General features: G+C 67.8%; 9 protein-coding genes and 1 pseudogene. 3 read left to right on the plus strand and 7 right to left on the minus strand.

The features are described from left to right. Nucleotides 1-6: 6 nt before the first annotated feature. Together AC3A3W_RS20635 and AC3A3W_RS20640 are read right to left on the minus strand one after the other, a co-directional pair. Nucleotides 7-1,746 (minus strand): phospho-sugar mutase, encoded by a 1,740-nt coding sequence (locus AC3A3W_RS20635; protein WP_487444995.1) that lies wholly within the window; start codon nucleotides 1,744-1,746, stop codon nucleotides 7-9. Nucleotides 1,747-1,823: 77 nt separating this feature from the next. Then, nucleotides 1,824-2,642, minus strand: a complete 819-nt coding sequence (locus tag AC3A3W_RS20640; RefSeq protein ID WP_205654334.1) for a purine-nucleoside phosphorylase — start codon at nucleotides 2,640-2,642, stop codon at nucleotides 1,824-1,826. A 142-nt stretch (nucleotides 2,643-2,784) separates the two neighbouring features. Here AC3A3W_RS20640 and AC3A3W_RS20645 point away from each other — a divergent pair, with 142 nt between their 5' ends. Next, nucleotides 2,785-4,200: an NAD(P)H-quinone dehydrogenase gene (locus AC3A3W_RS20645; RefSeq protein ID WP_487444996.1), complete on the plus strand. Its 1,416-nt coding sequence runs from the start codon at nucleotides 2,785-2,787 to the stop codon at nucleotides 4,198-4,200. Between the two features lie 68 nt (nucleotides 4,201-4,268). Here AC3A3W_RS20645 and AC3A3W_RS20650 read toward each other — a convergent pair whose 3' ends face one another. Genes AC3A3W_RS20650 through AC3A3W_RS20660 form a run of 3 tightly spaced genes read right to left on the minus strand, consistent with a single transcriptional unit; the run spans nucleotide 4,269 to nucleotide 9,536 of the window. After that, on the minus strand, nucleotides 4,269-5,831 hold the full coding sequence (locus tag AC3A3W_RS20650) for an FAD-dependent oxidoreductase (protein WP_487444997.1): 1,563 nt from the start codon (nucleotides 5,829-5,831) through the stop codon (nucleotides 4,269-4,271). Beyond that, nucleotides 5,828-8,059 carry a molybdopterin oxidoreductase family protein gene (locus AC3A3W_RS20655; protein ID WP_487444998.1) on the minus strand — a complete coding sequence of 744 codons (2,232 nt, stop codon included), beginning with the start codon at nucleotides 8,057-8,059 and terminating at the stop codon, nucleotides 5,828-5,830. Before AC3A3W_RS20655 ends, AC3A3W_RS20650 begins: the two co-directional genes overlap by 4 nt. Before the next feature lies 1 nt (nucleotide 8,060). Then, a complete protein-coding gene (locus tag AC3A3W_RS20660; protein WP_487444999.1) occupies nucleotides 8,061-9,536 on the minus strand; it encodes an MFS transporter in 1,476 nt (491 codons plus the stop codon). A gap of 282 nt (nucleotides 9,537-9,818) precedes the next feature. On the opposite strand from AC3A3W_RS20660, the gene AC3A3W_RS20665 reads away from it, so the two are divergent. Then, a complete protein-coding gene (locus AC3A3W_RS20665; RefSeq protein WP_487445000.1) occupies nucleotides 9,819-11,231 on the plus strand; it encodes an MFS transporter in 1,413 nt (470 codons plus the stop codon). 61 nt (nucleotides 11,232-11,292) lie between these two features. On the opposite strand, the gene AC3A3W_RS20670 is transcribed toward AC3A3W_RS20665, so the two are convergent. Beyond that, nucleotides 11,293-13,077, minus strand: coding sequence for an acetyl/propionyl/methylcrotonyl-CoA carboxylase subunit alpha (locus AC3A3W_RS20670; protein ID WP_487445002.1), 1,785 nt, complete (start codon nucleotides 13,075-13,077; stop codon nucleotides 11,293-11,295). A 194-nt stretch (nucleotides 13,078-13,271) separates the two neighbouring features. Further along, complete coding sequence (locus AC3A3W_RS20675) at nucleotides 13,272-13,967, minus strand: Maf family protein (RefSeq protein ID WP_487445001.1); 696 nt, start codon at nucleotides 13,965-13,967, stop codon at nucleotides 13,272-13,274. Nucleotides 13,968-14,053: 86 nt separating this feature from the next. Here AC3A3W_RS20675 and AC3A3W_RS20680 point away from each other — a divergent pair. After that, a pseudogene (locus AC3A3W_RS20680) lies at nucleotides 14,054-14,735 on the plus strand (DUF222 domain-containing protein); the annotation flags it as partial.

Here is a 14,735-nt window from a genome sequence, read left to right on the forward strand (position 1 = left end):
CAGGCCTTACAGCCCCAGGGCCTCGCGGACGTCGCCCAGCACCCGGTCCAGGGCTGCCCGTGCGGCTGCCCGGGCCCCGGGCAGCTCGGCTGCCGACCCCACGCTTTGGATGACCTCCAGGTAGCACTTGAGCTTCGGTTCCGTGCCGCTGGGACGGATGATCACCCGGGTGAGGTCGCGCGTGAGGTAGAGGAGTCCGTCCGTCGGCGGCAGTTTCTCGCTGCCTTCGGCGAGGTCGAGGAAGGATTCCACGGCCGAACCGCCGAACGACTCCGGCGGGCTCACACGGAGCCGGTTCATCATGGCGTTCAGCAGGCCCAGGTCCGCCACGCGGATGCTCAGCTGGTCGCTGGCGTGCAGCCCGTGGACCAGGTACAGCTCGTCCAGGGTGTCAAAGATCGTCTTGCCGTCCGCCTTGGCAGCTGCCGCGAGCTCGGCGATCAGGACGGCCGCCGAAATGCCGTCCTTGTCCCGGACCAGGTCCGGGGCCACGCAGTAGCCCAGCGCCTCCTCATAACCGTAGATGAGGCCGGGCACCCGCGAAATCCATTTGAATCCCGTCAGGGTTTCCTCATGGGCGTAGCCCGCCGCGGCCGCGATGCGCGCGAGCAGCCGCGAGGAAACAATCGAATTGGCGAACACGCCGTCGTGCGTTTCTTCGGTGGACGCGGACAGCCGCGCCACCACGTGCGCGCCCAGCAGCGCCCCCACTTCATCGCCCCGCAGCATCCGCCACGCGCCGGTGTCCGGATCCTTCGCCGCCACTGCGGCGCGGTCGGCGTCCGGGTCATTGGCCAGGACGATGTCCGCATCAGCACGCGCGGCCGCCGCGAGGGCAAGGTCCAGGGCGCCCGGTTCCTCCGGGTTGGGGAAACTCACGGTGGGGAAGTCCGGGTCCGGCTGGGCCTGTTCGCTGACGACCGTGACGTCGGTGAATCCTGCCGCCTGGAGTACGGCAACTGCAGTGTCCCCGCCCACGCCGTGCATGGGCGTGAGGACGATCTTGAGGTCGCGGGCCGGAAACAGGTCCGCCTTTGCCAAGGCTGCGGCGGCGGCCTCATAGTCTGAGGCGATGCCGGTTTCGAGAACACCCCAGCCGTCCTCGGCCAGGCTGATGGAATCCACGGCCGGCGCCTTGTCGATCTCTGCCGCGATCAGGGCGTCGTACGGCGCCACGATCTGGGCGCCGCGGCCGCTTTCCTCCACCGCGTGGCGGCCCAGGTACACCTTGTAGCCGTTGTCCTGCGGCGGATTGTGGCTGGCAGTGACCATCACGCCGCCGTCGCACTCCAGTGCCCGCACCGCATAGGCAAGCAGCGGGGTGGGCAACGCGGCTGGCATCAGCAGGGTGTCGATGCCGGCCGCGGTGAAGACCGCGGCAGTCTCCTGCGCGAAGATGTCCGAGTTGTACCGGGCATCGAAGCCGACGACGGCGCGTGGCCGGGTTCCCGGTGAAGCCTTCTCAACCGCCTGGACCAGGAAGCTCGCGAAACCTGCCGCCGCGCGGCGGACCACCACCCGGTTCATGCGGTTGGGTCCCGGGCCGAGGGCAGCCCGGAGGCCGGCCGTGCCGAACTGCAGCGTGCCGCTGAAGCTGTCCTTCAGCTGCTGGAGGGCAGATGGAGTGCCGGCCTCGGCAAGGGCTACGAGCTCGGTCAGGGACGCGGCGGTGGCGGGATCCGGATCCAGGTCAGCCCAGGCGCGGGCATCGCTGAACAGCTGGGAGTCGGCATCGGGGGACATCATAGGATCCAAACTATCGTCAAAGCCGGGCGGAGCCGTGCCGGACAAGCCAGCCGTGCCTGTATCAGAGCGTGCCCGTGTCAGAGCCTGGCGATGATTTCGGCCAGGAGCTTGGAGATGCGCGGCCCGGCGGCGTGGCCGGCCTCGAGCACTTCCTGGTGGCTGAGCGGCACCGGGCTGATGCCGGCGGCAAGGTTGGTCACAAGCGAGATGCCAAAGACCTCCATGCCCGCGTGCCGTGCCGCGATGGCCTCCAGTGCGGTGGACATGCCCACGAGGTCGGCGCCGATCCGCTTGGCGTACTGCACCTCGGCAGGGGTCTCGTAGTGCGGGCCGGTGAACTGCGCATACACGCCTTCGTCGAGGGAGGGGTCCACTTCCCGCGCGAGGCCCCGGATCCGGGCCGAATACAGGTCGGTCAAGTCCACGAACGTGGCGCCTTCCAGCGGTGAGGTCGCCGTGAGGTTGATGTGGTCTTTGATCAGGACCGGTGTCCCCGGCGCCCAGTTCTCATTGAGTCCGCCGCAGCCGTTGGTGACCACCAGCGTCCTGCAGCCGGCGGCCGCCGCGGTGCGCACACCGTGGACCACCGCGCGCACTCCCTTGCCCTCGTAGTAGTGCGTGCGGGCGCCGAGAACCAGCGCGCGCTTGCCTTCCCTCGTCAGCACCGAACGGATGGTGCCCACATGGCCCTCCACGGCAGGGGCGGAAAAGCCCGGCACGTCGGAGGCCGCCAGGGTTGCCACGGTCTCACCGATCAGGTCGGCGGCCTCGCCCCAGCCGGAGCCCAGGACCAGGGCGATGTCATGCGATTCAACGCCGGTTTTCGCCGCGACGTAGTCGGCGGCGGTCCGGGCAGCCTCGAAGGGGTCAGTGTTCAGGAATTCTGCGTTACTCACTGGTACAAGCTACCGTGCGGCGGCGCCGGTGCACAGCGCCCAGGGCACCCGCCGGGGGTGTGCCGGGGAGCCGGCCGTGCCCGTTGTTTCTCGGGGGTGGTTTGTTGGTGGTGCGGCAGCCAATGGGCGAGAATGGTTGATTGTGACTATGCATCCTGATTTCAGCGCACCCCGAATCGCAATTCTCGGCGGAGGTCCGGGCGGGTACGAGGCGGCCATGGTTGCCGCCCACCTGGGGGCCAAGGTCACCATCATCGAGCGCGCCGGCCTCGGCGGATCCGCCGTGCTGACCGACGTCGTGCCCTCCAAGACCCTGATCGCGACGGCGGACCTCATGACCCGCGTCGGCGAGGCGGGGGAGCTGGGCGTCAAACTCGACGTCGATGGCGGCGACTTCGTGCCTGTGATGCGTGCCGACCTCAAGCACATCAACGACCGTCTTCTGGGCCTGGCGCGCCAGCAGTCCCGTGACATCACGGCCGGCCTGGAGCAGCAGGACGTCCGCATCCTGATCGGTTCGGGGAAGCTGGTCGACAACCACACCATCGAGGTCCAGACGGCCGACGGCACGGAAACGGTCGAAGCCGATGCGATCCTGCTGACCGTCGGTGCGCACCCGCGCGAGCTCCCCACGGCCCGGCCCGACGGGGAACGCATCCTGAACTGGGCGCAGATCTACAACCTGGATGAGCTGCCCGAAGAGCTCATTGTGGTTGGTTCGGGTGTGACCGGCGCCGAATTCGCCTCCGCCTACAACGGCCTCGGCTCGAAGGTCACCCTGATATCCAGCCGGGACCGTGTGCTTCCCGGCTCGGACACTGACGCCGCGGAGGTCCTTGAAGAGGTGTTCGAGCGCCGCGGCGTGAAGGTCCTGTCGCGCGCACGTGCCGAAGCCGTCGAACGCACCCGGGACGGCGTCGTGGTCACCCTCGGCGACGGTACCAAGGTCACCGGCAGCCACTGCCTGGTCTGCGTGGGTTCCATCCCGAACACCGCAGGAATCGGCCTCGAAGAAGCCGGCGTTGCGCTCACCGAGAGCGGTCACATCAAGGTCGACGGCGTTTCCCGCACCACCGCGCCGAACATCTACGCTGCCGGCGACTGCACCGGCGTCCTCGCGCTGGCCTCCGTCGCCGCAATGCAGGGCCGGATCGCCATTGCGCACTTCCTGGGCGACAGCGTCACGCCCATCAAGCTGCACCAGGTGGCGTCCAACATCTTCACCTCACCCGAAATCGCGTCCGTGGGTGTGTCCGAGGCCGAGATCGAGTCCGGCAAGTACCAGGGGGACATCATCAAGCTCTCGCTGAAGAGCAATGCCCGCGCCAAGATGCGCAACGTCAAGGACGGCTTCGTCAAGATCTTCGCCCGCAAGGGGTCGGGCACCGTGATCGGCGGCGTGGTGGTGGGCCCGAACGCCTCCGAGCTGATCTTCGCGATTGCCATCGCGGTGAAGCAGAAACTGCACGTCGACGACGTCGCCAGCACCTTCACCGTCTACCCGTCGCTCAGCGGTTCGATCTCCGAGGCGGCCAGGCGCCTGCACGTCCACATCTAGCCGTAATCGCTGAGCGGGACCGGGATTTCGACAGGCTTAATCACCGGCCCGTTCAGCGCTGTCAGGTTTTAGGCGGCTGCCGCCTGGAAGTGTTTTTCGATGAGCCCCTTGATGTCCTCGTGGCAGCCGCCGCAGCCGGTGCCGGCCCGCGTGGCTGAGGAGACCTCGGCGACCGTGGAACAGCCGCCGGTAACGGCCTCAGTGATCTTGCCGCCGCTGACACCCGCGCAGCGGCAGACGGTGCTTTCCGGATCGTTGGAAGCAGCGGACGGCGCCAGCTGGTCCGGACCGTCAAGGCGAAGCAGCAGGGAACGGTCCGCGGGCAGTTCGGCGCCGCGTTCGAAGAGCTGCACCAGTTCGCCGGCGGTGCGGGGCATGCCCACGGTCACCAGGCCCTCGAGCACGCCGCCGCGGGTGGTCATCTTCACGTAGCGGCCGTGTTCCGGATCGGCCCACTGTGCGATCTGCAGCCGCGGCCTGCCGTTGACGGCTCCGGCGGTCAGGACATCCTCATCCCACGGCTCGGCGGCGTTGTCCCCGGCCACGGCCATGTTCATGCCGCGGGCCTTGAGCACGATCACTCCGGGCTTCTCCTGGGGGAGCGGAGGCAGCGAGTCAGCGTCCCCTTGAGGTCCCTCGGCCAGCCGCTGCAGGTATTCGGCGAGCCATTCGGCCTGCCGCCATCCCGGGCCAACCAGGCCGGACGGACCGCGCGCCGTGCGGCATTCGATGCAGGCCGGATCCGGGCAGCGGACCTCGGCGCAGTCGCCGATGGCGAAGATGTGCGGTTCATGGTGCGCGCGCAGGCGGTGGTCCACGAGGATGCCCTGCCCTGTGGACAGGCCGCAGCCCTCCGCCAGTTCCGTCCGCGGACGCACGCCGCAGGAGAGGACCAGGAGGTCGCCGTCGATGGCGGAACCGTCGTCGAGCAGCAGGGCCGAGAACCCGCCGTCGGGAGCGTTGTGCTCAACGCCCGTGGAGCGTGCGTTTCCGGCCACGCGGACGCCGCAGCTGCGGAGGCTGGCGGCCAGCACCGCTCCGCCGCCGCGGTCGATGTTCCGGCCGAGGGGGTGGGGCCCGTTGTGCACCACGGTGACCGTGGCGCCTTCCTCGGCCGCCGCGAGGGCCGTCTCAAGGCCGAGGACCCCGCCGCCGAGCACCACCACGCGCTTGCGTCCCGCGACAGCGTGGCGGAGCACTTCGGCGTCGCGCAGGTCGCGCAGGGCGGTGACGCCCGGCGGGAGGACAGGAGCTGCCGGGTCCGGGTTCATGCCCGTGAGGTTGGGGATGACGGGCCGGGAGCCGGTGGCGAAGACGAGCCGGTCGTAGTGGGCCGAAGTGCCGTCGGAGAGCAGCACGTGCTGCCGTGCCCGGTCCACTCGCTTGACCTTGACGCCCAGCCGGACGTCCACGCCGTCTACTGCGAGAGCGGCGGCGTCGGCCAGGGCCAGTGCCTCCGCGGTGGTGCGGCCCACGCCCAGGTCAGCGACGAGGACTCGGTTGTAGGCGGCGTCCTCCTCCTGGCCGATGACTGTCAGCCCCACCTGCCCGGCGCGCACCGCGGGCAGCAGCTCGTCGACCAGCCGCGCCGCCACCGGACCAAATCCGACAATTACAATCTGCTCGCTCATGAGGCCTCCGCTGTCTGAAGAACACTGGTGTTTTGTACGGCCGACGCCAACCGGACCCATACTTTGTTGAATTTGAATTCAGGCATCCCCGAGATGGGATCCGTGGCGGCTTCGGTCAGCCGGTTAGCGCTTTCCAGCTCCGGGAAGTGGAACGGGAGGAACACGGTTTCTGGGCGGATGGCCGTGCTGAGTTCCGCCCGGCACACCACCTCGCCGCGCTCGTTCGCCACCGACACCTGCGCGCCGTCTGTGATGCCCATGGCCGCGGCAGCGGCCGGATGGATCTGCATCCGGGCTTCCGGCTGCGATGCGAGGAGCTCGGATACTCGCCGCGTCTGCGCACCTGACTGGTAGTGCTCCAGCAGCCGGCCGGTGATGAGGGTCATGGGTTTGGCGGCGGGGTCGGCATGGGCTGCCGGCGTACGACGGCGGCGGGGCGCCACCGGGGTCAGGACTGCTTTGCCGTCCGGGTGCGCAAACGAGTCCAGGAACAGCCGCGGCGTTCCGGTGCTGCCCACGGGGTAGGGCCAGTAGGCGGCCGCTCCGGCGTCGAGCATGGCGTAGTCAATGCCGGAGTAGTCGGCCGCGCCGCCGGCGGAGGCGAGGCGGAGTTCCTCGAAAACTGTCTCGGGATCGTCACTGTAGGTGGATGGCGCCTTGAGAGCCTCTGCCAGCCGGGCCATGATCCACAGTTCGCTGCGGGCACCGGCGGGCGGCTGGATCGCCTGGCGGCGGCGGAGCACGCGGCCTTCGAGGTTGGTCAGCGTGCCTTCTTCCTCGGCCCACTGAAGGACCGGCAGGACCAGGTCGGCCTCGGCGGCAGTCTCGGACATGAAGAAGTCGCAGACCACCAGGAACTCCAGGGTGCGGAGGCGCCGGATGACGTCGTTCGCATCGGGGGAGGCGACGGCGATGTTGGAGGCGTGCACGAAGAGGCAGTGCACGCCGTCGGGCTCGCCCAGGGACTTGAGCAGCTGCACGGCCGGGAGGCCGGGGCCGGGGATGAGCGCCTCGGGGACGTTCCAGACCTTGGCCATGTGCGCCCGTGCGGCGGGATCGGTGATCTTGCGGTACCCGGGCAGCTGGTCGGCCTTTTGGCCGTGTTCGCGGCCGCCCTGGCCGTTGCCCTGGCCGGTGAGGGTGCCGTAGCCGCTGCGGGCCGTTCCGGGCAGCCCGAGCAGCAGGCTGAGGTTGATGGCCGCGGTGGCGGTGTCTGTGCCGTCCACGTGCTGTTCCACGCCGCGGCCGGTGAGGATGTAGCTGCCGCCGCGGCGGGCGCCCTCGGCAAGCCGGCGGGCGGTTTCGCGGATGAGCTCGGCGGGCACACCGGTGATGGACTGGACCCGCTCCGGCCAGAAGGCGTTGACGCTGCGGACCACGGCGTCGTAGCCGGTGGTGCGGGCGGCGACGTAGTCGTTGTCCACGAGGCCCTCGTGGATAACGACGTGGGACAGGCCAAGCAGGAGGGTGAGGTCGGTGCCGGGCAGCGGCTGGAGGTGGATCCCGCCGCCGTCGGCGGTAAACCGCGCCGTCGCGGAACGCCGGGGGTCCACGACGATGAGGCCGCCGGCGTCGCGGACGCCTTGCAGGTGCTGGACGAAGGGCGGCATGGTCTCGGCGACGTTGGAGCCGAGCATCAGGATGGTGCTGGCAGTGTCCAGCGCCTCCAGCGGGAACGGCAGGCCGCGGTCCAGGCCGAAGGCGCGCATGCCGGCGGCGGCGGCCGAGGACATGCAGAACCGGCCGTTGTAGTCGATGCGGGAGGTGCCCAGCGCGAGGCGGGCGAATTTGCCCAGCTGGTAGGCCTTTTCGTTGGTGAGGCCGCCGCCCCCGAAAACGCCGATGGCGTCCGCGCCGTGCTTCGCACGCGTCTCCCGGACGGCGGTGGTGATGCGGGACAGCGCCTCGTCCCACGTGATGGGGCGGAAGACGCCGTCGGGCCCTTTGAACATGGGCTCGGTGACGCGGCCGGGGTGCTGCAGGAGTGAGGCGGAGGTCCAGCCCTTGCGGCAGAGGCCGCCGCGGTTGGTGGGGAAGTCGCGTCCGCTCACCTCAAGGGTCTGTCCTTCGAGCGCGGGCGCGCTCTGGGCTGCCGCGTCCTGGGCAGGGGCGGCAGGCACGGGCTCTGGCCCCGGCTGGACAGCCGGGGCCAGAGCCGCTGGGGACTTGAGCGTCATGGCGCACTGCAAGGCGCAGTAAGGGCAGTGCGTGTCGGCGCTTTTGGTCATGTTAGACGTGTCCCATCGCATTTCGGTTGGTGTTGCGGATGTAGCAGAACCAGCAGACCGTGAGCATCACAACGTACGCTCCGACGAAGCCGTAGAACGCCGGCGTGTAGGAGCCGCTGGCTGTATTGGAGGCGTTCAGCACCTGCGGGATCACGAACCCGCCGTAGGCGCCGATCGCCGAGATCAGGCCGAGGGCCGCGGAGGCCAGGCGCTGGGTGGTCACCGAGCTGGCGCCGGAGCGGGCCGCCCGGCTGGAGATGGCGAAGATGACGGGGATCATGCGGTAGGTGGCGCCGTTTCCGAAGCCGCTGGCGGTGAAGAGCATCAGGAAGAGGACCAGGAAGAGCCAGAAGTTCTTCAGCGGGAGCGTCCAGATCATGGTCAGTGTGATCACGGCCATGGAGGCGAAGGCAGCCACGGTCATCCGGGCACCGCCCATGCGGTCCGCCATGCGTCCGCCGTAGGGGCGGGCCAGGGAGCCGACCAGCGGGCCGAGGAAGGCCAGCGAGAGGGCAACCGTTCCGACCCCGATGGAGGAGAAGGCGGGGAAGTAGTCCTTGATGAGCTTGGGGAAGACGCCGGCGAAGCCGATGAACGAACCGAAGGTGCCAATGTAGAGCAGCGCCATGATCCACAGGTGCGGTTCCTTGAGCGCGGCCAGGGAGCCGGCCACGTCACCCTTGGCGCTGGTGAGGTTGTCCATGTACTTGAAGGCGCCGAACGCCGCGATCAGGATCAGCGGGACCCACATCAGGCCGGCCATGGGCAGATTCACGCTGCCGGCGGCCAGGAGGGTGATGGCGATGGGAACGGCCAGCTGTGCCACGGCGGCGCCGAGGTTGCCTCCGGCCGCGTTGAGCCCCAGGGCCCAGCCCTTTTCACGTGCGGGGTAGAAGAACGTGATGTTGGCCATCGAGCTGGCGAAGTTGCCGCCGCCGAAACCTGCCAGGGCAGCCACGAACAGCATGACGCCGAAGGGTGTTTCCGGGTTGGAGACACACATGGCCAGTCCGACCGACGGAATCAGGAGGAGCAGCGCCGAAACGATGGTCCAGTTGCGGCCGCCGAACTTCGGGACCATGAAGGTGTAGGGGATGCGGAGGGTGGCGCCCACGAGGCTCGGCATGGAGATGAGCCAGAAGATTTCGGATGTGCTGAACGTGAAGCCTGCCGAGGGGAGCTGGACCACGACGATCGACCACAGCTGCCAGACGACGAAGCCAAGGAATTCGGCGAAGATGGACCAGTTGAGGTTCCTGCGCGCAATGGAGCGGCCGCGGCTTTCCCACTGCTGCTTGTTCTCTGCATCCCAGTTCGCAATCCAGCGGCCGGGGCGGACCTCAAGGGCGGGGGCATCGGTGGCGGTGGCTGAAGCGGTCTGCACATTGAGGGCAGCGGAACCACTCCCGGTCTTCGGCTCTGCGGCAAGATCGAGGGAGTTGCCGGCGCCGGATTCTGCGGTGCGGTCAGCAGTCACGGTGTACCTCCTTGGGGGGATTGATGTACTTACCAAGGTAGGGAAGCCGCGTTTCGAGGACGGTCGCCGTTTGTTAACGTGCTGTGACATTTGCCTATCAGCGGCAAAGTCATCAAGTTAGGCTTGGCCGGAAGACCTCATCGTGAGACGATCCAGTTCGTCCGCATGGTGGACTAAATGTCCACTCGCTGGACGGCGGGAACTAATATTGAACTCTGTTTTATTTCATTTTCGGGCGGCGTCGGCATCGAAGTCCGTCCAGTCCTCAGAAAGCGCAACTACATGTCATCCACTGCCACATCACCGCAGCCGGGGTCAGCCAAGCAAGTGAACACGCGCGGGCGCGTGATTGTCGCCAGCCTCATCGGCACCACCGTTGAGTTTTACGACTTCTACGTCTACGCCACGGCCGCCGTTCTCGTGTTCCCCAGGCTGTTCTTCCCGGGACAGAATGAAACCACCCAGCTGCTGAGTTCCTTCGCCGTATTTGGCGTGGCGTTTATCGCCCGCCCGCTGGGCTCCATCGTTTTCGGCCACTTCGGGGACAAGTTCGGCCGCAAGGGCACCCTTGTGGCCTCGCTGCTGACCATGGGCATTGCCACGTTCCTGATCGGCTGCCTGCCCACTGCGCTGGTGCCGGGATGGGGCTTCTGGGCTCCGGCCCTCCTCGTGGTCATGCGCTTCGCCCAGGGCCTCGCACTCGGCGGCGAATGGAGCGGCGCAGCCCTCCTGGCCACTGAGAACGCCCCCGCCAACAAGCGGGCGATTTATGGGACGTTCCCGCAGCTCGGCGCGCCCATCGGCTTCATTATTGCCAATGTGATCTTCCTGGTGGCAAGCTACATACTTTCCCCGGCCGCCTTCGAAGCGTGGGGCTGGCGCGTACCGTTCCTGCTGAGCGCCATCATGGTGATCATCGGCCTGTACGTCCGCCTCAAGCTCATTGAAACGCCGGCTTTCACGAAGGTACTCGAATCCAACGAAGTGGCCAAGCTGCCGCTTGCCCGGGTCTTCAAGACGAGCTGGCGCCCGCTCATCCTGGGCACGTTCATCATGCTTGCTACGTACGTGCTCTTCTACCTGATGACCACGTTCACCCTGACCTATGGCACGCGCCCGGCCACCCTGGACGCCGCCAAGGCAGCTGCGGAGAAGGCGGGCAAGCCCATGACCGAGGCAGCCGCCGCGGCGTTCGTTCCCGGATTGGGCTTCACCCGCAACGACTTCCTTTGGATGCTGATCGCTGGCGTTGTGTTCTTCGGAATCTTCACCCTGGTCTCCGGTCCGCTGGCGGAGAAGTACGGCCGCCGCAAGATGCTGCTGGCCGTGACCGGCGGCATCTTTGTCTTCGGACTGCTGTTCGTCCCGCTGTTCAGCGGCGGCTTCGTGGGCACCATGGCACTGCTGGTCATCGGATTCTCCCTGATGGGGCTCACCTTCGGGCCGATGGGTGCGCTGCTGCCGGAACTGTTCCCGACCAACGTCCGTTACACCGGCTCTGCTGTCAGCTACAACGTGTCCAGCATCCTGGGTGCGGCTGTGGCGCCGTTCATCGCCGTCGCGCTCTGGGAACAGGCTGACGGCAGCCCGGTCCTCGTGGGCATCTACCTGACGGTCATGGCGGTCCTGACGCTGATCGCGCTGTTCCTGAGCAAGGAAACCCGCGACTTGGACTACGAAAACAACGTGGCCTGAGCCTTCTCCTTAAACGGAAACGCCCGGTGTGAATCCACACCGGGCATTTCTGTATGAGCTGTCAGTCCTCGATGGTCGCAATCACTGCGCCGGCGGCCACTGTCTGGCCGGCTGCCGCAACCAGCCCCGTCACGGTGCCGGAGCGGTGGGCAGTCAGCGGCTGTTCCATCTTCATGGCCTCAAGCACGACGACGAGATCACCCTCGGCGACGACGTCGCCCTCGGCGACTGCCACCTTCACGATGGTGCCCTGCATGGGAGAGGTCAGGGCATTGCCGCCGGCCGCCTGGGCTGCGCCGCCTGAGCGGCTGCGCTTCTTGGACTTGGCAGGCTTCATGCTGCCCGATGCTGTGCCGCTGAATCCGAGGGATGCGGGGATAGCGACTTCCAGCCGCTTGCCGCCGACCTCCACCACGACGGTCCGGCGTTCGCCGGCCTCCTCCGAGTCGGCTGCGGCGGCCGTGGGCGTCCAGGCCGGCAGGTCGTTGACGAACTCGGTTTCGATCCAGCGGGTGTGGACCTTGAAAGGTCCCTCTGCCGGGGCGAAGTCGGGGTTGCTGACGACGGCGAGATCGAAGGGGATGACCGTGGGGATGCCTTCCACCACCATTTCCTCAAGGGCTCGGCGCGAGCGCTGCAGCGCCTCGGTGCGGGTGGCGCCCGTGACAATGAGCTTGGACAGCATCGAGTCGAAGTTGCCGCTGATGACGTCGCCCTGCTCCACGCCAGAATCGATCCGGATGCCGGGGCCGGTGGGGTTCTTCAGCGTGGTGAGCATGCCCGGGGCGGGCATGAAGTTCCGGCCCGGATCCTCGCCCGTGATGCGGAACTCGATGGAGTGCCCGCGGACCTCGGGGTCGCCGTAGCCCAGCTTCTCGCCGCGCGCCAGCCTGAACTGCTCGCGGACGAGGTCGATGCCCGTGACCTCCTCGGAAACGCAGTGCTCCACCTGGAGGCGGGTGTTGACCTCGAGGAAGGAGATGGTGCCGTCCTGGCCAACCAGGAATTCGCAGGTCCCGGCGCCGAGGTAGCCGGCTTCCTTGAGGATCGCCTTGGACGACTCGTAGAGGCGCCGGTTTTGCTCTTCGGTAAGGAACGGGGCCGGGGCCTCTTCCACAAGCTTTTGGTTGCGTCGCTGCAGGGAGCAGTCGCGGGTGGAGACGACCACGACGTTGCCGTAGGCGTCCGCCAGACACTGCGTTTCCACGTGGCGCGGTGCATCCAGGAACCGCTCAATGAAGCATTCGCCGCGGCCGAACGCGGCAATTGCCTCGCGGACGGCGGACTCGAAGAGTTCCGGGACTTCCTCGCGGGTGCGGGCCACCTTGATGCCGCGGCCGCCGCCGCCGAAGGCCGCCTTGATGGCCACGGGCAGGCCGAACTTGTCCACGAACTCGAGGATCTCTTCGGCGGACTCCACCGGATCGGCCGTGCCGGGGACCTGCGGCGCCCCCACCTTTTCGGCTATGTGGCGGGCCTGGACCTTGTCGCCGAGCGCGGAGATCGCCTCCGGGGAAGGGCCGATCCAGGTGATGCCGGCCCCGATGACCATGGCAGCGAACTGGGCATTCTCGGCCAGGAAGCCGTAGCCGGGGTGGATGGCGTCCGCTCCGCACCGGTGGGCCACCTCGATCAGCTTCTCCATGACGAGATAGGACTCTGCGGCGGTGTTGCCGCCGAGTGCGTAGGCTTCGTCCGCCAGCCGCACGTGCAGGGCATCGCGGTCCGGGTCTGCGTACACCGCCACCGAGGAGATGCCCTCGTCGCGGGCCGCACGGATGATGCGCACGGCGATTTCCCCGCGGTTGGCGATCAGTACTTTGCTCAGCCGCTTGGAGCTCGTCAGGGCTGCACCTGCGTGGCTCGGGGCGGTGGACTGCTCTGGACTTGCGGACTGCTCCGGCTTAACTGACAAGGCGTCTCCTTCTTTTCCTTCAGGGAGCCTAGCCTGATTTTGAGGATTCCGCCGATATTACTGGCGGAATCCGCGTGTACGGCGCCTCTGCTTTGTAGGGTTGCTACAAGGTGCCGCTAATTGGCTCACTCGGCCCGGACTTCGGAGGGATCCACGGCGCCGCCGGTCCACAGCTCGGTAACGTTCACCCTGGCCTGTCCCAGCAGGGCGCGGAGGGTGGAGATGGAGAGCCCGACAACGGTGTGGGGATCGCCGTCGACCTTGCGGATGAACGCCCCGCCATAGCCGTCGATGGTGAAGGAGCCGGCGCACTGGAGCGGCTCCCCGGTGGCGATGTAGGTGTCGATCTCGGCCTCGCTCATCTCCATGAAGTGGACCTCGGCGGAGGAGACGGAACCGAGAGTCGCGCCGGAACCGGCGGCGCCGCCGTCGTTGCCGTCCTCAGAGTTGTCGGAGCCGTCGGTATCCCGGCAGTCCACGAGCCAGTGGCCGGTGTGCAGCACGCCCATGCTGCCGCTCATGCGGAGCATCCGTTCCTTGGCGACCTCGGCCGTGTAGGGCTTGCCGTGGGCTTCGCCGTCGAACTCGAAGACGGAATCGCAGCCGATCACCAGGGCGCCGTCGGCCTCAGGCAGGGAGGCCACAGCCTCGGCCTTGGCGCGTGCGAGCAGCAGGGCGGTGTCGTGCGGGTCGGTCACGCCGTAGCGGGCCTGGACGGCGTCCTCGTCCACATCGGAGACGAGGACTTCATGGGCGATGCCCGCGTTGCTGAGCAGCTTGGTACGGGCGGGGGACTGGGAGGCAAGAATGAGGCGGGTCACCGCTCCAGCCTAATCCCGGAAGTGATGTCGGGTCCTCCGCAAAGGGCGATCCTTAAATGTCATAGCCCCCGGGGGACAGTTGGGTTATGGACGGCAATTGGGGGTTCGAAGCGGTTCCGGACGGGGGCGTGGACGAGCAGGAGGGTGCCCGGCTGATTGATGAGGTCCGGGCACTGGAAGAGGAAAAGTCTGCCTTGGCTGCCCGCCAGGCTCGCCTGACCGCGCGTTTGATCAGCTGCAGCGCCGGCAGCAGGCTGGCGCCGGGATTCCCGCTGATGAGCTCGGGGCGGGCATCGGGGCGCAGATCGCCCTCGCGCGTGGCGAATCCCCGGCCAAGGGAAACCGGTTGTTGGGCCTGGCCAGGGCCCTGGTGCTCGAGATGCCGCACACGCTCGCTGCCTTGGAGACCGGGCAGCTGAACGAGTGGCGGGCCACGTTGCTGGTGCGCGAAACGGCGTCCCTGTCCGCCGCGGACCGGTGCAGCGTCGATGAGGAACTCGCCCCCGATACCGGAACGCTGAGCGGTGCGGGAGACCGGGCCGTCGTGGCCGCCGCCCGTGCCGCTGCCTACCGCCGGGACCCGCGCTCGGTCACCCAGCGCGCCGCCCACGCCGCCACCGAACGGCACGTCAGCCTCCGCCCGGCACCGGACACCATGTGCTACCTGACCGCACTGCTCCCCGTCTCGGCCGGTATCGCCGTGCACGCCGCGCTCACCCGCCACGCGGACACCCTGCGCTCCGGCGGGGATGAACGTGCCCGCGGGCA

The sequence above is a fragment of the Arthrobacter sp. Soil_N43 genome, from assembly GCF_057655195.1.

Excerpts from the sequence above, each read along its gene's own strand:
- AC3A3W_RS20655 (WP_487444998.1), bottom strand. The coding sequence starts at position 8,059 with ATGACCAAAAGCGCCGACACGCACTGCCCTTACTGCGCCTTGCAGTGC.
- AC3A3W_RS20665 (WP_487445000.1), top strand. The coding sequence starts at position 9,819 with ATGTCATCCACTGCCACATCACCGCAGCCGGGGTCAGCCAAGCAAGTG.
- AC3A3W_RS20650 (WP_487444997.1), bottom strand. The coding sequence starts at position 5,831 with ATGAGCGAGCAGATTGTAATTGTCGGATTTGGTCCGGTGGCGGCGCGG.
- AC3A3W_RS20635 (WP_487444995.1), bottom strand. The coding sequence starts at position 1,746 with ATGATGTCCCCCGATGCCGACTCCCAGCTGTTCAGCGATGCCCGCGCC.